Here is a 19,362-nt window from a genome sequence, read left to right on the forward strand (position 1 = left end):
TGGGTCTTGAACCTGACTCAATGACCACAAACTGCTCGAGCAGGGCAGCATTTTTAATAATGGAGACCAATTGGTTCGGCTCGTGGGGGACCGCCTGATGGTGCCCTAGTCATAATCCGAAGTCGCGGCTGGGATAGAAAGCGCTGAGTTCACCGAAACCGAACACCAGCGTAAGGAGCGGCTGAAGCTGCAGGTGCGCAGCGCCGTGTTGACGGGGGACGATCTTGAATTCATAGAAACATTACCTATCGCCGACATAGAGCAAGCCGCTTTTGAATTGCGCGACATTATCGGTCTACTTGAAGAACACTCTAGTTACAAACCAAGCGAACAAGAACTGGCCCATGTGAGCAGCATGAAAGTCGATAACGACCGACATGCGGCAGAAATCGTAACCGCCCGTCAGCGCAAATGCCTTTAACTGAAGAGGTATATGATGAAGAAGATGCTCTGAACCAGCACAATTCAGGGGGGCGCTAGCTATCGCCTCTGATAACCTCTACGGATGACAGAGCTATTCAAAGCCTAATCACAGACAAACAAATGTTAATCAACATGCGTGTAGGATCACTACCTTAAAGCACTAGTCAATTCCCTACAGACAGCGTATATTTTCAATCTTTTTGAAACCACACAGAGCAGTCAGATGAGAACCGTGGCCGATCAGCACGTATTTCTTGAAAACTACCGTCCGGATATAGACGGCTTAAGGGCGTTTGCGGTTATCTCCGTATTGCTTTTTCATGTAGGCTTCACTACATTTAGTGGCGGATTCATTGGTGTAGATGTTTTTTTTGTAATATCTGGCTACCTCATTACCGGCATTCTTATAAAGGACATTGAATTAAATAGCTTTAGCTTCACCAAATTTATCTCAAGACGGTTCTTTAGGTTGTATCCCAGCCTTGTTTTTGTTGTATTCTCTTGCGTAATATTAGGCTTTCTATTTTTCTCACCAGCTCATTTTAAAGAGCTTGGTAGATCCTCTGCTAGTTCTTTATTTTCAGTGTCGAATTATGATTATTACCTACGTGCTGATTATTTCTCTGAATCATCAGCGTCAAACCCTTTGTTACATACATGGTCATTGAGTGTTGAGCAACAGTTCTACTTAATATTTCCATTCATGCTTTCAATATTCTACAAAACATCAAGGGGAATTTCATTTTTCATTATTTTGTTGGTTGGCGTACTCTCTTTAGCTTTATCGCAGCACTATATCTCATCTGGCTCTCCGCTCTCATATTTCTCTACTTTTTCACGAGGCTTTGAATTTTCCGTGGGTGTTTTACTTCATTGGTTACCCAAAAGAAAAATAAACAATGCCTTGTTAGAAGCTTTCCTGATAATAGGTATATCAGGATTGCTTTTTTGTGTGATTTATTTTGATAAGCAGACTCCTTTCCCAGGATGGCATGCATTGATGCCATGTTTATTCTCTGGTCTTTGCATTTATTCTGGGACGGCTAAATATACCGGCAGACTCCTTAGTAACAAAGTGTCAGTTTGGATAGGCCTTATTTCCTACTCACTGTATCTCGTACATTGGCCAATACTAACATTTTACAATTACTACATTTACTCAACTCCATCTTATATTGAAAAAATCTTACTTGTCATTACTAGCATCATATTTGCGTGTCCTTTATATGTTTTTATTGAAAATAAATTTAGAAGAATTACCTTTTCAACCATAAAAAGATTCAAACTCATATCACTTGCTTCAGTGTCTTTATTGACTATGTCTATTTCATTTAATACTTATTTTTCTGATGGAATGCACTGGAGAATTGATAGCAATTCACTAGGAAGATTCGAGAACGCCACAGAATACCACAGTAAAAATTATGGTGGTGCCAACTATTCAGCAGGGAAAATTCATTTTCTTGGCGACCTGAATAGTAAAAAAGTAAGCTATGTTTTATTTGGTGATAGTTTTGCAGGTCATCTTACTGCCGGGCTGGATTCGTTGCTTAAAGAACGTGGACTTAAAGCCGCTGTAATTTGGAGCTCTGGCTGCTTTGTCGGAGTCAAATATGTAAGCACTAGAAATGGCTCTCCAAAACCAGAGTGCTTAGAGGTTTCAAAATTAGCTATTGAGTTACTTTCAAAGTATGATGCAACAATCATATATGCTCAAAGCTGGTCAGCCTACCAAGTAATGCTTTCAAACAAAAGGGGCGACTCTATAAGTTTCAGCAACCCATCAGAATATTACGAATTGATTTTCGAAAATATTAACGACCTACTTGTCGCGGCCGGAAAAAATAAGAAAATAATCATTTTCGGGTCACCTCCAGGGGATGGTTCAAAAAAAGGACTCAGTATCAAGGCATGCCTCGAGAGGCCTATTTTCATACCCTCTGAATGCCAAGACAAATTAGTATTCCCGGAATCGGAAGGGGCTGCATTTTCTGATAACATAGGCATTAGCAATGTCCTAGTTGGACTAAAAAATGTGCATTTCATCAATCCTTATAGCTTCTTTTGCACATCAGGAAAATGCCGACCAATTATTAAGTCAGAGGTCTTGTACTCTGATTATGCACATTTATCTATATCTGGCTCAAAAAGCCTTATGAAACACTTCTCTGATGATGTACTTGAATAAGCTAAGAGTCGTTTAGCATTCAATAATCAATGTTCGTGAAGATTCAGCTTTTTAGATGCACCTTTTTATAAGCCCGCATTAACCGGCTTGATCGCGAAAAGGACATACTAAAAAAGGCTACAACTCTCTTGATGGCGGACGAGTTCACACGTACGCGCTGATAGACCGATTAAGGGAGCAAGCCTCTATCACCTTGGTTAGCCCGCAAGCGGACGATTAACCGTGAGAGGATGAAACAACGAAGCGAGTTGCCCCGTTTGTTTAAAGCAAGCCGGGACTCGGCAGGCAGCCGTGCTTTGATGTCGATGATGCGGGAGTTTGGGGTATCAGATTGGCCGATTCAAAGTCCGTAACCTGATGAAGGAAGCTGGATTGGCATCCAAACAGCCAGGCGCACACCGTTATAAGGTTGCATGTTCTGAACGTCCGGATATCCCGAATCTGCTGGCCCGCGGATTTGATGCTCAGCAACCCAATCAGGAGTGGTGTGGCAATATCACCTACGTCTGGGCAAGTGCTCGTTGGCATTACCTAGCAGTGGTGCTTGACCTTCATCCCCGGCGAGTCGTGGGCTGGGCGATGTCTGACAAGCCTGATGCAGAGCGGGCAATCAAAGCACTGGAGATGGCCTATCAGCAGCGGGATTGCCCATCCGGTGTGTTGTTTCACTCAGACCAAGGCCGTCAATATGGCAGCCGGGCATTTCGGCAACGACTGTGGCGTTATCGTATGACCCAGAGTATGAGTCGGCGTGGAAACTGCTGGGATACCGCCAGCAAGAGCCGAGGATCGGCCTAATCAAGTGTCCGGATTTAGTTGACCATTACACCTCGATGAAGAAATTATACTCGAGGAAACTACCATTACCTCGAATCTGTCAAAGCAGCATTTATAAACCACAATATAAACCTTAATGTGATATCTGGATCTCCGTACTACTTTCAGGTGATATAGTAAGCTCTGGTGATGGCAATATTACTGGAGCATTAACATTCGTGGTTTGGGCTGGTGCAATAACGTTTTCAGATGGTGAAGCAGAAGTCTCAGTTACTATGATTGGTTTTGGTGCAGTAGGAGCAGGCATTGTCAACTCTTTGGCTACATCATTTGATACCGTAACCGATTCCAACTTTTTCTTTTTCAAACTTTCTACATCAACAGTATTTAGGGTAATAACGTAATTATTTGAAAACTGTGTAGAAGCTAGATAAATTTTATTGTTAAATCCAAAAACTGGCCCATAATTTACGGTAGCCCCAGTTTCCACCTCATCAAGAGCTGTTATTTTAATAAGCGATAAAACCGTCCCGGTAATATATACTAATTTTTGATTTCCCTTTGGGGAAACAAGCTCTGATTTTTCTAAAACAATATCTCTAGGTATATCTGCTAGCATTGAACGTGCTTGCTGCCTAATTACAACCTCTGCTTTCTGCTTACTCGACAAGTTAGCATCAACAGAAACTGCTTTTAATATTGAATTTCCACCACCAGATATTATTGAGCTATAAATCAACCCAGCTTCTTCTGGGATTGCTGTGACAATGGGTAGCTTTTGTGGATCCACGGCTTTTAATACTGGGGTTATCTTGCCATGATCATCAACGATTGCTAGTTGACCAGTCAAAGCATTTAAATCGTGACGATAAATCGATGCTGGTATAGAGGATTCAATCTCTGGCGGTACAATTTTGTTTTCAATCACAGTTGTATCTATGAATCTAAATGGTTCTTCCGCACATCCACAAAGCATTGAAGTAAATATTAGCAATAAAACCTTATTATAAAACATATATCCTCCATAAAAATACGGTCATACAAACCCACAAAATCAAGTAACAAGTTATACATCAAATAATTCTACTTAGAAAAAATACATACTACTTTCTAGCTACAATAATAGCTGTAAGTTTAAAGTAATAGCTACTGACAATATAACTTTCCATGAATATTCTATTTCTATGAAACAGATCACATTTCATAAGGATTTATTTTTATATTTATGAAACCAGTGTGTAGTACAGCGGCACATTTACAGTCTCTCGTCTTCTAGGCCATTGCCCAAAACAATGGCCCATGCAACCGAACTCAAACGCCTGATCGACAACCTGATCCGCATAGGCACCGTCACCGCCTGAGAAGGTGAGTGAACCACTATTAATCAAAGACTTGTTGTATTTAGGCCAGTTGGTGATGGGGTGAAGCGACGTGCCCATGATGCAGACTTGAAAAGGATGGTGATGATCAGATCACCAAGTCCTCAGTTAGTTCCATTCAAGCTGCATCGATTTGGGCAACAACGCCTTTCAGCGCCGTACCCACGGCGGCGGTGAAGTATTGCGCCATCTACAAAGACACCGGCAGCGTCGCGACCAGCCCGCTGATCGCCCTGTTCGAAACGGCGGCGGACCTGCCGGTCAGCACCAACGGCGGCGACATCATCATCGCCTGGGATAACGGCTCCAATAAGATCTTCAAGCTCTGATGGCAACCCTCTATCCCATCTGGCGCGGGTCACTGACATATCATAACGGCACTCTCTCACATAACGGGCCACCCTCTATCGGGGCACCTTTCAGGGGCATCCGGCACCAGAATCCATTGCGGGAGTCAGTGTCGGCCTGACAGTGGCTGGGATAGAAGAAGACCAAGCCGGGATGGCATCGCTCGCCCAGTGCGCGAAGCCAACCGGGATCAGCCAGTTTCAACAAGCTGGGCAGCCGCAGCCGCGCCAAGGCCATCGCTATCACCGATGGCGCACAGGGTGATCCAGCAACGACAACCAGGGCTTCACAGTCGACACCATCGAGATCACTCTCGATGATCGCGACTGTCAGCTCGACATGCCAAACCGAGGCGCAATTCTGCGCGCCCTCATCGGCCGGCAAAGCCAGGCCCTGGTCGACAAGGGCACAGACAAGATCGACGAGGTGGAACACGGCGGGACACCGGATGTGCTCACCATACAGGGCAAGTCAGTCGACCTGCGCGGCGGCATGAACAAACTGCGTAAGCAAATTTGGCACCAGACCACCGTGAGCGGCATCGTCAGCGAGGTTGCCGCCCGCTACCAGCTCACCCCTTGCGTAAGTGACTCGCTCAAGGGCCAAGTGATAGACCACATTGACCAGGCCAACGAGAGCGATCTCGCCTTCCTCACCCGCCTGACTGGTCAGTGCGATGGCATCGCCACTGTGAAGAATGGTTGCCTGCTGTTTATCAAGGCAGGCCAAGGTATCACCGCCAGCGGTCAGCCTCTGCCAGCCATCACTATCACCCGTCGGGATGGCGATCACCACCGCTTCTCAGTAGCTGACCGGGATGCCTATGCCGGCGTGACCACATACTGGCAAGACAACAAGACAGCTGAGAAAAAGAAAATCAAGGTGAAGCGCAACAAGAAGAGCAAGCCGAATCAGAAACGGCCCTTACCCCCGGAGGTCATGGTCAACAAGCAAGAGAACGAACTGATGGTCGGTAGCAGCGAGAACGTCAAAGAGCTGCGGCATGTCTATGCCAGCCAGGCAAATGCCATGCTGGCCGCCCAGGCCGAATGAGAAAAACTGCAACGCGGCATAGCCGACTTCCAGATCACCCTAGCGATGGGCCGCCCCGAACTCTACCCGGAGCAACCCACTATCGTCAGAGGGTTCAAGCCCCAGATCGATGAGGCCGACTGGCTACTCACCCAGGTGGTGCACGACCTCACCAATCAGGGCTATACCAACCGCGTACGACTCGAAGTGAAGCTTGTAGAACTGCCGGAGTGATCACATCCAGAAAATGCGTGGACACAGGGAAGGGGATATCAATATAAAACAATAAGTTACAGATACAAAAAAGGAGGCCTAAGCCTCCTTTTAGCATTTATAACAGAACCGGATTAGACCAGAGCTGCTTTGGCCTTTTCAACCAGGGCGGTGAAAGCCAGCTTGTCGTGAACGGCGATATCGGACAGGATCTTGCGATCGATCTCGATGGAAGCCTTCTTCAGACCGTTGATCAGACGGCTGTAGGACAGACCGTTCTGACGGGCTGCTGCGTTGATACGAGCAATCCACAGTTGACGGAACTGACGCTTTTTCTGGCGACGGTCACGGTAGGCATACTGACCAGCTTTGGTTACCGCTTGTACCGCTACGCGGTAGACACGGGAACGGGCGCCGTAGTAACCCTTGGCGGCTTTCATTACTTTCTTGTGACGAGCGCGAGCGGTCACACCACGTTTAACTCTTGGCATTTTTCACATCCCCCCTTATGCGTACGGCAGACAAGCGACAACACGTTTGTGGTCGGCAGCGGAAACAAAGAACTTCGGTCCCAGCTGACGCTTACGCTTACTGCTCTTCTTGGTCAGGATGTGACGCAGGTGGTTGTGCTTGCACTTGAAGCGACCTGAGCCAGTCTTCTTGAAGCGCTTTGCGGCGCCCCGGTTGGTTTTCATCTTCGGCATTTCATACTCCGCATTGTGAGTGACAACAAAATCGCAAGGCGAACCGACTCATGGGGCTGGCCCCATGAGTCAATTTCTTGTGGGCCTTAAGATTTCTTCTTGGGTGCGAGGACCATCACAGCTTGACGGCCTTCGACTTTCGGGAACGATTCGACTACGGCCAGCTCTTCCAGGTCGTTCTTGACGCGCTCCAGAACCTTGATACCAAGATCCTGGTGGGCCATTTCACGACCACGGAAGCGCAGAGTGACCTTTGCCTTGTCCCCGTCTTCCAGAAAGCGAACCAGGTTGCGTAGTTTTACCTGATAGTCGCCTTCGTCGGTGCCAGGACGGAATTTGATTTCCTTGACCTGGACGACTTTCTGCTTTTTCTTCTGTTCTTTGGTGGTTTTGCTCTTTTCGTAGAGGAATTTGCCGTAATCCATGATCCGGCAAACGGGCGGCTCAGCGTTCGGACTGATCTCGACCAGATCCACTCCGGCCTCAAGGGCCAAGTTCAGAGCATCCTGGATGGAGGTGATGCCAATGGCTTCACCATCCAGGCCAGTCAGACGAACTTCTTTCAGACGGATCTCTTCGTTGATCCGGTGAGCGCGGGCTTGCGGTTGCTTGCCCAGTTTTTTTCCGCCTTTTATAGCTTATTCCTCCACTTTCTTTTGTCCGCGGGTCTGAACTTCCTGGGTCAACAGAGCAATCAGCTCTTCAACAGGATAAGAGCCCAGGTCAGCCCCTTTACGGGTACGTACTGCAATCTTGCCGGCTTCTACTTCTTTATCGCCGCAGACCAGCATAAAAGGTACCCGCTTCAAAGTATGCTCGCGGATTTTAAAGCCAATCTTCTCATTTCTCAAGTCCGCTTTTGCGCGAAGGCCCGCATCATTCAATGCTTTGGCTACTTTCACCGCATAATCGGCCTGATTGTCGGTAATATTCATGACCACGGCCTGGGTAGGTGCCAACCAGGTCGGGAACAGTCCGGCGTACTCTTCGGTCAGGATCCCGATGAAACGCTCCAGCGAGCCCAGAATGGCGCGGTGGATCATTACGGGAACGTGACGCTCGTTGTCTTCGCCCACATAGGTGGCACCCAGACGGCCCGGCAGGGCAAAATCGAGCTGCACGGTACCACATTGCCAGGCACGGTCAAGGCAGTCATGCAGGGTGAATTCGATCTTGGGACCGTAGAAGGCCCCCTCGCCCGGCTGCAGGTCGTACTTCAGACCATTCAGCACCAGCGCTTCGGCCAGCGCGGCCTCGGCGCGATCCCAGGCTTCGTCGGAGCCGATACGCTGTTCCGGACGAGTGGAGAGCTTGACCACGATGTTCTCGAAACCGAAGGTGCCGTAGACGTCGTAGACCATGCGGATGCACGCAGACACCTCTTCCATGATCTGCTCTTCGGTACAGAAGATGTGGGCATCATCCTGAGTGAAACCCCGTACCCGCATCAGGCCGTGCAGGGAGCCTGACGGCTCGTTGCGGTGGCAGGAGCCGAACTCGGCCATGCGCAGCGGCAGGTCGCGGTAGGATTTCAGGCCCTGGTTGAAGATCTGCACGTGACCCGGGCAGTTCATCGGCTTGATGGCGTACTCGCGGTTCTCGGACTGGGTGGTGAACATGGCCTGGGCGTACTTCTCCCAGTGGCCTGAACGCTCCCACAGCACGCGATCCATCATGAAGGGACCCTTCACTTCCTGATAGTCGTACTCTTTGAGTTTGCCGCGGATGAAGGTTTCCAGTTCGCGGAAGATGGTCCAGCCATCGTTGTGCCAGAACACCATGCCAGGCGCTTCTTCCTGCATGTGGTACAGGTCGAGCTGCTTGCCGATCTTGCGGTGGTCGCGCTTGGCGGCCTCTTCCAGACGCTGCAGATAGGCCTTGAGCTGCTTCTTGTCGGCCCAGGCGGTACCGTAGATGCGCTGCAGCATCTTGTTGTTGGAGTCGCCGCGCCAGTAGGCGCCGGACATTTTCTGCAACTTGAAGTGGTGGCAGTGACGCATGTTGGGCACGTGCGGGCCGCGACACATGTCGATGTACTCTTCGTGATGATAAAGACCTGGCTGGTCATCACGGGCAATGTTCTGATCCAGGATCTCGACCTTGTAGGTCTCGCCACGGGCTTCGAACACATCGCGTGCTTCCTGCCAGGAGACCTTCTTCTTGACGACGTCGTAATCCTTGGCGGCCAGCGCCAGCATGCGCTCTTCCAGGGCAGCCAGATCTTCATCGGTCAGGGTGCGGTCGAGGTCGATGTCGTAGTAGAAACCGTTGTCGATGACGGGACCGATAGCCATCTTGGTCTGGGGCCAGAGTTGCTTGATGGCATGACCCAGCAGGTGAGCACAGGAGTGGCGCAGAATGTCCAGACCTTCTTCGTCTTTGGCGGTGATGATGGCCAGGGAGGCATCGGCTTCGATCAGCTCGCAGGCATCCACCAGTTCACCGTTTACCCGACCGGCAATGCACGCCTTGGCGAGACCGGGACCTATGTCCGCGGCCACGTCCATGACGGAAACGGCGTGGGCAAATTGACGTTGGCTGCCATCAGGCAGAGTAATGATTGGCATTGTGTGTTTCCTTATACAGTGGTGCCCCCTACCAAAGGGCACATGCGGGATGGAAAGATTCATTCAAAAATGGGTGATGTTCTGGCTCTCCACAGCACTTTGCGAAGACGCCCCGTGACGTAAACAACCCGTTCAACGTCGCAAGACAAACCAAAAACCGGACCATGCTACCAGAAGTAGGCGGAGCTGTATCGGGTTTGCTGAGATTTTCTACAACCAGATGAACCGCTTGGAGGTTATTCCCCCAACAAGGGCTGCCAGTTGAAATCGAACGTGGAGCTCCCCTCCTGAGCCAATTCCAGCTCCTGCAGCACCTTGAGCGCCAGCTGGTTGCCCTGCCTGGCGGCCTGATAGAGCCACTCCTTGGCACGGGGCAGATCGACCCGCCCGCTGACCCCCATCAGATGCAGCACCCCCACCTTCAGCATGGCGGGCACATCGCCGTTCCTGGCCGCCAGCTCCATCCAGTGAAACGCCTCGCGCAGATCCCGCTTCACCCCGGCGCCCCGCAAATAGAGCTCCCCCAGCCGGTATTGGCCGAAGGCGTCCCCCGCCTGCGCCGCCTGACGATAGAGGCTGATGGCGCGTTCCATATCCTGCTCGCTCCCCTGCCCCATTTCATGGCTCCAGCCCATCAATGCCTGTGCCCGTGGCTGGCCTTGATCCGCCAACGGCGACCAGATCCGGGTTGCCTCATCGAAGTGGCCGGTGCGCCAGGCGCGGTTGGCCGAGGCCAGCTCCTGCTCGGTGGAGAGCGGGATCAGGCGCCAGATAACCAGCGCAATGACGGCGATGAAGAGCCAGCGGTAGGTGATGGGTGCCATGATGATTTCCGTGATCCAGTTCGCATTTCGTTTATGTAAACGAAATGTAGCGCCGCGATCAAGCAAGAGATCCTTTTGACATGCTTTTTATGGCGGGATAGGTCGGCAAAACTTGCATTCGGCAATGAGGGTCAGCATGATAACTGTATATATAAACAGTGTTGGTGCAATGCAATGGCAGGACGAGGCAGTTCCCACAATGTTGATCACCGCTTCAGCGGCCCGCAGGTCGATGCGGTCGACGACGGCTGGTCCCAACCCGAGTGGGAAGCGGCATTTGCCGCCAGCGACCCCCGCACCGAGGTGACGGAGATTAGCGCCCGCAGCATCATCAGTTACAACAGCTCCCCCGACGTCCCTTTCAGCCGCTCCATCAATCCCTATCAGGGCTGCGAACACGGCTGCATCTATTGCTACGCCAGACCGAGCCACGCCTATCTCGAGCTCTCCCCTGGCCTCGACTTCGAGACCCGCTTGTTCGCCAAGCTCAACGCCGCCGAGCTGCTGCGCCGGGAGTTTGCCAGACCCGCCTATCAGCCGCAGACCATAGTGCTGGGAGCCAATACCGACCCCTATCAGCCCATCGAGCATCACTATCGCCTCACCCGCCAGTTGCTGGAAGTGATGCTAGCCCACCGCCATCCGGTGGGGATCATCACCAAGAGCGCCATGATATTGCGCGACCTCGATCTGCTGACCGAGCTGGCCCGGGAGGGGCTCTGCCAGGTGATGGTGTCGGTCACCACCTTGAATGAAACCCTGCGGCGACAGCTGGAGCCAAGAGCCAGCACCGGGACCGGGCGGCTCAAGGTGATGGAGAAACTGGCCCGCGCCGGCGTGCCGGTCGGCGTGCTGGCGGCGCCCATGATCCCGCGCCTCAACGAGCCCGAGCTCGAGCAGATCATCAAGAGCGCCGCCGAGGCCGGAGCCCATTGCGCCGACTATATCCTGCTGCGACTGCCCCACGAGCTGGCACCGCTGTTCAGTGACTGGCTGGAGCAATACTACCCAGGCCAGAAGGAGGCGATCCTCAACCAGCTGCGAGCCAGCCGGGACGGCGCTCTTAACAGTCCCGCCTTCGGGACCCGGATGCGGGGAGAAGGCCAGTTTGCCGATCTGCTGGCCCAGCGCTTTCGCTTGATCGCCAAGCGGCTCGGGCTTGGCAAGCGCCACTTTCAACTGCGCCAGGATGCCTTCATCCGCCCGGGCGAACAGCTGCGGCTGTTTTAATTCCCGTCATGACGCCAGTCAGCCTCTGGGACGCACTCCCGCAGCGCGCTCGCGGGCAATCAGCTCGACCGGCAGCCTCGCCGGTTCATGGGCCACTTCCAGCTCCTGTTCGTGCTGCGCCTCGTCCCTCCCAGCTTCGCCCCATACCCGGCTCCACCAGATTTCCCACATCACCCAGCTGGTCATAAGATGCTCCTGTGCGGCAGAGGCCGCCGTTGTGATCGCCGACGCAGGCAAGATGCCCTGCCCCCATGACAGAGGCATGACGCCCCGATGACATCTCGGTTGCCGCTCTGGCGGCAGCCTGGCTGGGGCAGCTAACGGCGGGCATAAAAAAAGAGCGACCTGAAGGTCGCTCTTTCATATCGGGAAAAGGGGGAACGATTACTCGTCGCCCGCCTCCCCTGCATCGACAGCACCGGTGTCTGCGGCGGTATCGGTGCCTTCAGACACCTCACCCTCGACGGCCAGTGCCTCGGTTTCCTCTTCGTCGCTCTCGGCAACACGCTGCAGGCCGACCACGGTTTCGTCTTCACCGGTACGGATCAGACGCACACCGCCGGTGTTGCGGCCGATGACGCTCACCTCGGCAACGCGAGTACGTACCAGGGTACCGCCGTTGGTGATCAGCATGATCTGGTCGGTATCCTCGACCTGGATCGCATCGATCACCTTGCCGTTGCGCTCGTCCACCTTGATGGAGATAACGCCCTGGGTACCACGGCTCTTGGTCGGGTATTCGTCCAGCGCGGTACGCTTGCCGTAACCATTCTCGGTGGCGGTGAGGATGGCACCGTCGCCACGGGGCACGATGAGGGAGACCACCTTGTCACCGGCGCCGAGCTTGATGCCGCGCACACCGGCAGCGGTACGACCCATGGGACGCACGCCCTTGAAGGAGCCCTTGCTTTCGGTGCCTTCGCCGTTGTCGCTGCCATCATCGTCGTTGCCGGCGTCGTCGTCGGTTTCAACTTCGTCAGTGGCATCGGCATCGGCGCGACCGCTGCCTTCCGCGAAGCGAACAACCTTGCCCGCATCGGAGAACAGCATGATCTCGTTGCTGCCATCGGTGATATCCACCCCGATCAGCTCATCACCCTCTTTGAGGTTGATGGCGCGGATACCGGAGGAGAGCGGACGGCTGAAATCGGACAGGCTGGTCTTCTTCACAGTACCGTTGGCGGTGGCGAAGAAGACATACTTGTCGGCGTCATACTCTTTAACCGGCAGGATGGCGGTGATGCGCTCACCCTCATCCAGCGGCAGCAGGTTGATGATCGGACGACCGCGGGCGCCACGGGACGCCTCCGGCAGTTGATACACCTTGAGCCAGTAGACCTTGCCACGGGTGGAGAAGCACAGAATGGTGTCGTGGGTGTTGGCCACCAGCAGACGCTCCACAAAGTCCTCTTCCTTGATCCGGGTGGCCGACTTGCCACGACCGCCGCGGCGCTGGGCCTCGTAGTCGGAGAGCGGCTGATACTTCACGTAACCCTGATGAGACAAGGTAACGACCACGTCTTCCGGGGTGATCAGATCTTCGATGTTGATCTCGGCGCTGGACATGCTGATCTCGGTACGACGCTCGTCACCATACTGTTCGCGCACGGCCAGCAGTTCGTCACGGATCACTTCCATCAACCGCACCGGGCTTGCCAGGATGAACAGCAGCTCGGCGATGAGATCCAGCAGAGATTGGTACTCTTCCAGGATCTTCTCGTGCTCGAGGCCGGTCAGCTTGTGCAAACGCAGGTCAAGGATGGCCTGGGCCTGCTGCTCGGTCAGGTAGTAGTGACCCTCGCGGATGCCGAACTCGGGCTCCAGCCACTCGGGGCGGGCCGCGTCGTCGCCGGCTTTCTCCAGCATGGCAGCCACGTTGCCGAGCTCCCAGCCCTTGGCAACCAGGCCCGCTTTCGCATCCGCCGGGGTCGCGCTGTGGCGAATGAGCTCGATCACCGGGTCGATGTTGGCCAGGGCTACCGCCAGACCTTCCAGGATGTGGGCCCGATCCCGCGCCTTGCGCAGTTCGAACACGGTCCGGCGGGTCACCACTTCGCGGCGGTGCAGCAGGAACGCATCCAGGATCTCTTTGAGGTTCATCACCTTGGGCTGGTTGTTGTCCAGCGCCACCATGTTGATGCCGAAGGTGGTCTGCATCTGGGTGTGCTTGTAGAGATTGTTCAGCACAATCTCGCCGGACTCGCCGCGCTTGATCTCGATGACGATGCGCATGCCGTCCTTGTCGGACTCATCGCGCAGGGCACTGATGCCCTCGATCTTCTTCTCTTTGACCAGCTCGGCGATCTTCTCGATCAGGCGAGCCTTGTTCACCTGATAGGGGATCTCGTGGACGATGATGGTCTCGCGACTGGTCTTCTCGTCTACTTCCACCTCGGCCTTGGCGCGCACGTAGATGGAGCCACGACCGGTACGGTATGCCTGCACGATGCCGGAACGACCGTTGATGATGCCACCGGTGGGGAAATCCGGGCCGGTGATGTAGGTCATCAGCTCGTCGATGGTGAGGTCGCCGTTCTCGATCAACGCCAGACAGCCGTTGACTATCTCGGTGAGGTTGTGAGGCGGAATGTTGGTCGCCATGCCCACCGCAATACCGGAGGAGCCGTTGACCAGCAGGTTGGGAACCTTGGTGGGCATGACAGCCGGGATCATCTCGGTGCCGTCATAGTTCGGCACCCAGTCCACGGTCTCTTTGTCCAGATCGGCCAGCAGCTCGTGGGAGATGCGGGCCATCCGCACTTCGGTATAACGCATGGCCGCGGCGCTATCGCCATCGACCGAACCGAAGTTGCCCTGACCGTCGACCAGCATGTAACGCATGGAGAAATCCTGCGCCATGCGGACGATGGTGTCATACACGGCACTGTCGCCGTGCGGGTGATATTTACCGATTACGTCACCGACCACACGGGCCGATTTTTTATAGGGCTTGTTCCAGTCGTTCCCCAGCTCGTTCATTGCATACAGAACGCGGCGGTGAACCGGTTTCAAGCCATCACGCACATCCGGCAGAGCTCGTCCTACGATCACGCTCATGGCGTAATCAAGATAGGAACTCTTGAGCTCTTCTTCGATGTTGACCGGCGTGATCTCTCTGGCCAGATCGCTCATAGAAAGCCTTAATCCCTAATTAGTTGTTCTTTGGCTTAAACAGCGCGACATGGTAACACACTGAGCCAAATATCTTAAGCCACAAATCCGGTAACAACTCGGGCTGGTGTGACAAAGTCCGTCCGCTATAATGCCCGCCAGGACAATAGATTGTGCGCGCACTCCCCTGCCTGCGCGCCCTTGCCACAGGATCATCAAAAAATGCACAGTGATGCCAATGTCGATCTGACAGAAATCGCCAAATTCGAAGCCATCGCCTCCCGCTGGTGGGACATGGAGGGAGAGTTCAAGCCGCTGCATCAAATCAACCCGGTGCGCCTTGACTGGATCACCGACAAGAGCGGCGGCCTGTTTGGCAAGCGCATCCTCGACATCGGCTGCGGCGGCGGCATCCTCGCCGAGAGCATGGCTCGTCGCGGCGCCCAGGTCACCGGCATCGACATGGGCAAGGAGCCCCTGGGCGTTGCTCGTCTGCATGCGCTGGAAGCGGGAGTAGAGCTCGAGTATCGCCAGATCACCGCCGAGGCCCACGCCGATGAAGCCCCGGGCCAGTACGACGTGGTCACCTGCATGGAGATGCTGGAGCACGTGCCGGACCCCGCCTCCGTGCTGCGCGCCATCGCCACCCTGGTACGCCCGGGCGGCAAGGTGTTCGTCTCCACCATCAACCGCAACCCGAAAGCCTATCTGATGATGATCCTCGGCGCCGAGTACCTGATGAAGATGGTCCCCAAGGGCACCCACGATCACAAGAAATTCATCACCCCGGCCGAACTGTGTCGCATGGGTGAGGCGGCAGGCCTGCTGGTACGGGACATGAGCGGCGTCCACTACGCGCCGCTCTCCAACAGCTTCAAGCTTGGTCGCAACGTCGACGTCAACTACATGGTGGCGTTCGAGCGCCCGGAGCAAGGCTGATGACAACTCCCCCTGCTGCCCCCCTTGGTTGCGTGCTGTTCGATCTGGACGGCACCCTGCTCGACACCGCGCCGGATCTCGGCGCAGCCGTCAACCATGTGCTGATAAGCGAAGGCTTTGCGCCGCTTTCTGACGACATCATTCGTCAGACCACCTCCCACGGGGCGCTCGGGCTGCTCAGGGCCGGTCTTGGTGACGAGCTGCTGGAAGAGCTGGGCGCCACCCGCCTTCGCACCGCCCTGCTCGACTACTACGCGGCCAACCTCTGTGTCGGCACCCGCCCCTATGAGGGCATGGTGGATCTCATCGAGTGGCTCGACGAGAAAAAGCTGCCCTGGGGCATCGTCACCAACAAGCCGGGCTTTCTCACCGAGCCGCTGCTGGCTGCGCTGCCGGCGCTTGCCAGTTGCGGCGTCACCGTCAGCGCCGACACTCTGCCGGTGCGCAAGCCCGACCCCGCCCCCATGTTCTTTGCCTGCGAGCAACTTGGCGTCGCGGCCAGCCACTGCCTCTATGTGGGGGATCATGTGCGCGATATCGAGGCCGGCCGCAACGCCGGTATGCGTACCGCCGTCGCCGGTTGGGGTTACCTCAATGACGACGAGGATCCCGCCCAGTGGGGCGCCGATCTTCACTTTGATACCGTGCAGGCTCTGCATCACTGGCTGCGCTACGAGCTGGATTAGCGGCCGCCGCCTGCCTAAGCAGTCGGGCAAGGCTGCCGTGGATACATATAGAAGTGGATGATCAGGGGGAGCTCCACGCCTGGGTTCTCCTGGATAACGCAGCAGGTGGATAACCCAAGAGATGGATATCAGACGCAGCTTTGCGACCATCCCTTGAGCTGAGCGGTGAAAATGACGCCCATCTGGTCACTCTCGCGGCAAAACGAAGGATCGGCAATTGATCCCCCGTTTTGCCGGTTTGACAAGCAGTGCGGCAGCGGGATCGGACACCTTTTGACCCTTGCTGCACAAGGGATAATCAGGCTGAATTTGCTAGTAAAAACACCCCGTTTTCGCAAGCAAAAAAAGTTATTTAAATTTTCCATGTTCGATCATCAGACTTGCATTTACCGGATCGGACGGATGAAAACCCGTTCGCTGTGAGCGTCCACTAACTCCATCGACAACACCCACAATTTATCCACAGCAATTGCCTTATCCACAGATTGCAAAGCCGGGCAGACCTCACTATCTTGTAGCTCGAATTCAAAATAACACTATATCTTGTGATTCATCGCACAATAGGTACCCACCTCCATCGCCCTTCCCGGGCCGGAGGCCAACGCCGTGCGATGGTTTTTCGGGAATCAACTAAAGGTCATCAGCCAATGAACTTGTTTGTGACGAAGCGTAACGGCCACAAAGAACCCATCGATCTGGATAAAATTCACCGCGTGCTGGACTGGGCCGCCGAGGGTCTCGACAACGTGTCGGTCTCCCAGGTGGAACTCAAGTCCCACATCCAGTTCTATGACGGCATCCGTACCGCCGATATCCACGAAACCGTCATCAAGGCCGCTGCTGACCTGATCTCCGAGCAAAGCCCGGACTACCAGTACATGGCCGCCCGCCTGGCCATCTTCCACCTGCGCAAGAAGGCCTACGGCCAGTTCGAGCCGCCCCACCTCTACCAGCATGTCGCCAAGCTGGTGGACATGGGCAAGTACGACAAGCACCTGCTGGAAGACTACAGTCAGGCCGAGTTCGAGGAGCTGAACGCCCACCTCGACCACTGGCGCGACATGGACTTCTCCTACGCCGCGGTCAAGCAGCTGGAAGGCAAGTACCTGGTCCAGAACCGCGTCACCGGCGAAATTTACGAGAGCCCGCAGTTCCTCTACATCCTGGTAGCGGCCTGCCTCTTCTCCAAGTATCCGAAAGATACCCGTCTGGACTATATCAAGCGTTTCTATGATGCGGTCTCGACCTTCAAGATCTCGCTGCCGACCCCGATCATGAGCGGCGTGCGCACCCCGACCCGTCAGTTCAGCTCCTGCGTGCTGATCGAGTGCGATGACAGCCTGGATTCCATCAATGCCACCGCCAGCGCCATCGTGCGTTACGTGTCCCAGCGCGCCGGCATCGGCATCAACGCCGGTCGCATTCGTGGTCTTGGCAGCCCCATCCGTGGCGGTGAAGCCTTCCACACTGGCTGCATCCCCTTCTACAAGTACTTCCAGACTGCGGTGAAGTGCTGCTCCCAGGGCGGCGTGCGCGGCGGGGCGGCCACCCTGTTCTACCCGCTGTGGCACACCGAGGTGGAGAGCCTGTTGGTACTGAAGAACAACCGCGGCGTGGAAGAGAACCGGGTCCGTCACATGGACTACGGCGTGCAGATCAACAAGCTGATGTACCAGCGCCTGATCAAGGGCGGCGACATTACTCTGTTCTCCCCGTCCGATGCGCCGGGTCTGTACGATGCCTTCTTCGCAGATCAGGACAAGTTCGAAGAGCTCTACGTCAAGTACGAGCAGGATCCGAGCATTCGCAAGAAGACCCTCAAGGCGGTGGATCTCTTCTCCCTGATGATGCAGGAGCGCGCCGGCACCGGTCGCATCTACATCCAGAACGTGGACCACTGCAACACCCACAGCCCGTTCGATCCGAGCGTGGCGCCGGTGCGCCAGTCCAACCTCTGCCTCGAGATTGCACTGCCTACCAAGCCGCTCAACAACGTGGATGACGAGGATGGCGAGATCGCCCTGTGCACCCTCTCGGCCTTCAACCTGGGCGCCATCGAGAAGCTGGAAGATCTGGAAGAGATGGCCGAGCTGGCCGTGCGCGCCCTGGATGCCCTACTCGACTATCAGGACTACCCGCTCAAGGCCGCCAAGAAGGGCAGCATGAACCGTCGCACCCTGGGGATCGGCGTCATCAACTACGCCTACTACCTGGCGAAGAACGGTGCCCGCTACTCCGACGGTTCTGGTCTGGCGCTGACTCACCGCACCTTCGAGGCGATCCAGTACTACCTGTTGAAGGCCTCCGTGCAGCTGGCCCGCGAGTTCGGCCCCTGCCCGGCCTTCAACGAAACCACCTATGCCCAGGGGATCCTGCCCATCGATACCTATAAAAAGGATCTGGACAACCTGTGCAACGAGCCGCTGCATCTGGACTGGGAAGCGCTGCGCGAAGAGATCCGCACCGTGGGCCTGCGCAACTCCACCCTGACCGCCCTGATGCCGAGCGAGACCTCCAGCCAGATCTCCAACGCCACCAACGGCATCGAGCCGCCGCGCGGCCTGGTCTCTGTCAAGGCCTCCAAGGATGGCATCCTCAAGCAGGTGGTGCCCGAGTATGACCGCCTGAAGGATCAATACGAACTGCTCTGGAAGCAACCGAGCGTCGATGGTTACCTGCAGCTGGTCGGTATCATGCAGAAGTTCGTGGATCAGGCGATCTCCGCCAACACCAACTATGATCCCGCCCGTTTCGAAGGCAACAAGGTACCGATGAAGCAGCTGCTCAAGGACTTGCTGACCGCCTACAAATACGGCCTCAAGACCCTGTACTATCACAACACCCGTGATGGTGCGGACGATGCCCAGACCGATCTGCAAGATGACGGTTGTGCCGGCGGCGCCTGCAAGATCTGATGAACCGGGCGGGAGCGACAAGCTCC

At 54.8% G+C, this 19,362-nt stretch carries 17 protein-coding genes and 1 pseudogene; 10 read left to right on the top strand and 8 right to left on the bottom strand.

The window, feature by feature from the left end; translation table 11 throughout:
* Nucleotides 1-193: 193 nt before the first annotated feature.
* The 3 genes and pseudogenes from AB5Y94_RS22885 to AB5Y94_RS22895 form a co-directional block, all read left to right on the top strand.
* The gene (locus AB5Y94_RS22885; protein ID WP_368206660.1) at nt 194-421 is read left to right on the top strand and encodes a hypothetical protein; all 228 of its coding nucleotides are present in this window, start codon (nt 194-196) and stop codon (nt 419-421) included.
* A gap of 225 nt (nt 422-646) precedes the next feature.
* The gene (locus AB5Y94_RS22890) at nt 647-2,611 is read left to right on the top strand and encodes an acyltransferase family protein (protein ID WP_368206661.1); all 1,965 of its coding nucleotides are present in this window, start codon (nt 647-649) and stop codon (nt 2,609-2,611) included.
* Nucleotides 2,612-2,676: 65 nt separating this feature from the next.
* Nucleotides 2,677-3,431, top strand: a pseudogene (locus AB5Y94_RS22895) (IS3 family transposase); the annotation flags it as partial.
* A gap of 90 nt (nt 3,432-3,521) precedes the next feature.
* On the opposite strand, the gene AB5Y94_RS22900 reads toward AB5Y94_RS22895, so the two are convergent.
* Nucleotides 3,522-4,403 (bottom strand): hypothetical protein, encoded by an 882-nt coding sequence (locus AB5Y94_RS22900; protein ID WP_368206662.1) that lies wholly within the window; start codon nt 4,401-4,403, stop codon nt 3,522-3,524.
* Between the two features lie 537 nt (nt 4,404-4,940).
* On the opposite strand from AB5Y94_RS22900, the gene AB5Y94_RS22905 reads away from it, so the two are divergent.
* The 3 genes from AB5Y94_RS22905 (at nt 4,941) to AB5Y94_RS22915 (ending at nt 6,381) form a co-directional block, all read left to right on the top strand.
* Entirely contained in the window at nt 4,941-5,096 is a 156-nt protein-coding gene (locus AB5Y94_RS22905) for a hypothetical protein (RefSeq protein ID WP_368206663.1), read from the top strand.
* A gap of 358 nt (nt 5,097-5,454) precedes the next feature.
* Entirely contained in the window at nt 5,455-6,168 is a 714-nt protein-coding gene (locus AB5Y94_RS22910) for a contractile injection system protein, VgrG/Pvc8 family (protein ID WP_368206664.1), read from the top strand.
* A 45-nt stretch (nt 6,169-6,213) separates the two neighbouring features.
* Nucleotides 6,214-6,381 (top strand): hypothetical protein, encoded by a 168-nt coding sequence (locus AB5Y94_RS22915; RefSeq protein ID WP_368206665.1) that lies wholly within the window; start codon nt 6,214-6,216, stop codon nt 6,379-6,381.
* Nucleotides 6,382-6,494: 113 nt separating this feature from the next.
* Here AB5Y94_RS22915 and rplT read toward each other — a convergent pair whose 3' ends face one another.
* The 5 genes from rplT to AB5Y94_RS22940 all read right to left on the bottom strand — a co-directional run bounded on the left by rplT (nt 6,495) and on the right by AB5Y94_RS22940 (nt 10,455).
* On the bottom strand, nt 6,495-6,851 hold the full coding sequence (gene rplT, locus AB5Y94_RS22920; RefSeq protein WP_005300683.1) for a 50S ribosomal protein L20: 357 nt from the start codon (nt 6,849-6,851) through the stop codon (nt 6,495-6,497).
* A gap of 15 nt (nt 6,852-6,866) precedes the next feature.
* Nucleotides 6,867-7,064, bottom strand: a complete 198-nt coding sequence (rpmI, locus tag AB5Y94_RS22925) for a 50S ribosomal protein L35 (protein ID WP_005300673.1) — start codon at nt 7,062-7,064, stop codon at nt 6,867-6,869.
* Nucleotides 7,065-7,150: 86 nt separating this feature from the next.
* Complete coding sequence (gene infC / locus AB5Y94_RS22930; protein WP_185219337.1) at nt 7,151-7,681, bottom strand: translation initiation factor IF-3; 531 nt, start codon at nt 7,679-7,681, stop codon at nt 7,151-7,153.
* Between the two features lie 21 nt (nt 7,682-7,702).
* Nucleotides 7,703-9,631: a threonine--tRNA ligase gene (gene thrS, locus AB5Y94_RS22935; protein ID WP_005300655.1), complete on the bottom strand. Its 1,929-nt coding sequence runs from the start codon at nt 9,629-9,631 to the stop codon at nt 7,703-7,705.
* A 236-nt stretch (nt 9,632-9,867) separates the two neighbouring features.
* Nucleotides 9,868-10,455, bottom strand: coding sequence for a tetratricopeptide repeat protein (locus AB5Y94_RS22940; RefSeq protein ID WP_026139079.1), 588 nt, complete (start codon nt 10,453-10,455; stop codon nt 9,868-9,870).
* Between the two features lie 174 nt (nt 10,456-10,629).
* Between AB5Y94_RS22940 and AB5Y94_RS22945 the strand changes: the two genes are divergently transcribed.
* Nucleotides 10,630-11,685: a PA0069 family radical SAM protein gene (locus AB5Y94_RS22945; RefSeq protein ID WP_368206666.1), complete on the top strand. Its 1,056-nt coding sequence runs from the start codon at nt 10,630-10,632 to the stop codon at nt 11,683-11,685.
* An 18-nt stretch (nt 11,686-11,703) separates the two neighbouring features.
* On the opposite strand, the gene AB5Y94_RS22950 is transcribed toward AB5Y94_RS22945, so the two are convergent.
* Both AB5Y94_RS22950 and gyrA read right to left on the bottom strand, forming a co-directional pair.
* Nucleotides 11,704-11,871, bottom strand: a complete 168-nt coding sequence (locus AB5Y94_RS22950; protein ID WP_005300645.1) for a hypothetical protein — start codon at nt 11,869-11,871, stop codon at nt 11,704-11,706.
* Between the two features lie 198 nt (nt 11,872-12,069).
* A complete protein-coding gene (gyrA, locus tag AB5Y94_RS22955) occupies nt 12,070-14,817 on the bottom strand; it encodes a DNA topoisomerase (ATP-hydrolyzing) subunit A (protein ID WP_368206667.1) in 2,748 nt (915 codons plus the stop codon).
* Between the two features lie 201 nt (nt 14,818-15,018).
* Here gyrA and ubiG point away from each other — a divergent pair, with 201 nt between their 5' ends.
* The 3 genes from ubiG (at nt 15,019) to nrdA (ending at nt 19,336) form a co-directional block, all read left to right on the top strand.
* Nucleotides 15,019-15,735, top strand: a complete 717-nt coding sequence (gene ubiG, locus AB5Y94_RS22960; protein ID WP_005300640.1) for a bifunctional 2-polyprenyl-6-hydroxyphenol methylase/3-demethylubiquinol 3-O-methyltransferase UbiG — start codon at nt 15,019-15,021, stop codon at nt 15,733-15,735.
* On the top strand, nt 15,735-16,421 hold the full coding sequence (locus tag AB5Y94_RS22965; RefSeq protein ID WP_139430826.1) for an HAD family hydrolase: 687 nt from the start codon (nt 15,735-15,737) through the stop codon (nt 16,419-16,421). Before ubiG ends, AB5Y94_RS22965 begins: the two co-directional genes overlap by 1 nt.
* 647 nt (nt 16,422-17,068) lie before the next feature.
* Nucleotides 17,069-19,336 (top strand): class 1a ribonucleoside-diphosphate reductase subunit alpha, encoded by a 2,268-nt coding sequence (gene nrdA, locus AB5Y94_RS22970; protein WP_026139081.1) that lies wholly within the window; start codon nt 17,069-17,071, stop codon nt 19,334-19,336.
* Nucleotides 19,337-19,362 lie beyond the last annotated feature (26 nt).

It is taken from the genome of Aeromonas sp. s5 (assembly GCF_040907865.1).
Classification (GTDB): domain Bacteria; phylum Pseudomonadota; class Gammaproteobacteria; order Enterobacterales; family Aeromonadaceae; genus Aeromonas; species Aeromonas dhakensis.

What these genes read in the sequence shown, in the direction of transcription:
- AB5Y94_RS22945 (WP_368206666.1), top strand. Translation starts at nt 10,630, where the DNA reads ATGGCAGGACGAGGCAGTTCCCACAATGTTGATCACCGCTTCAGCGGC.
- rpmI (WP_005300673.1), bottom strand. Translation starts at nt 7,064, where the DNA reads ATGCCGAAGATGAAAACCAACCGGGGCGCCGCAAAGCGCTTCAAGAAG.
- thrS (WP_005300655.1), bottom strand. Translation starts at nt 9,631, where the DNA reads ATGCCAATCATTACTCTGCCTGATGGCAGCCAACGTCAATTTGCCCAC.
- nrdA (WP_026139081.1), top strand. Translation starts at nt 17,069, where the DNA reads ATGAACTTGTTTGTGACGAAGCGTAACGGCCACAAAGAACCCATCGAT.
- AB5Y94_RS22950 (WP_005300645.1), bottom strand. Translation starts at nt 11,871, where the DNA reads ATGACCAGCTGGGTGATGTGGGAAATCTGGTGGAGCCGGGTATGGGGC.
- rplT (WP_005300683.1), bottom strand. Translation starts at nt 6,851, where the DNA reads ATGCCAAGAGTTAAACGTGGTGTGACCGCTCGCGCTCGTCACAAGAAA.
- AB5Y94_RS22890 (WP_368206661.1), top strand. Translation starts at nt 647, where the DNA reads ATGAGAACCGTGGCCGATCAGCACGTATTTCTTGAAAACTACCGTCCG.
- ubiG (WP_005300640.1), top strand. Translation starts at nt 15,019, where the DNA reads ATGCACAGTGATGCCAATGTCGATCTGACAGAAATCGCCAAATTCGAA.
- AB5Y94_RS22965 (WP_139430826.1), top strand. Translation starts at nt 15,735, where the DNA reads ATGACAACTCCCCCTGCTGCCCCCCTTGGTTGCGTGCTGTTCGATCTG.
- gyrA (WP_368206667.1), bottom strand. Translation starts at nt 14,817, where the DNA reads ATGAGCGATCTGGCCAGAGAGATCACGCCGGTCAACATCGAAGAAGAG.
- AB5Y94_RS22940 (WP_026139079.1), bottom strand. Translation starts at nt 10,455, where the DNA reads ATGGCACCCATCACCTACCGCTGGCTCTTCATCGCCGTCATTGCGCTG.
- AB5Y94_RS22900 (WP_368206662.1), bottom strand. Translation starts at nt 4,403, where the DNA reads ATGTTTTATAATAAGGTTTTATTGCTAATATTTACTTCAATGCTTTGT.
- AB5Y94_RS22915 (WP_368206665.1), top strand. Translation starts at nt 6,214, where the DNA reads ATGGGCCGCCCCGAACTCTACCCGGAGCAACCCACTATCGTCAGAGGG.
- AB5Y94_RS22910 (WP_368206664.1), top strand. Translation starts at nt 5,455, where the DNA reads ATGCCAAACCGAGGCGCAATTCTGCGCGCCCTCATCGGCCGGCAAAGC.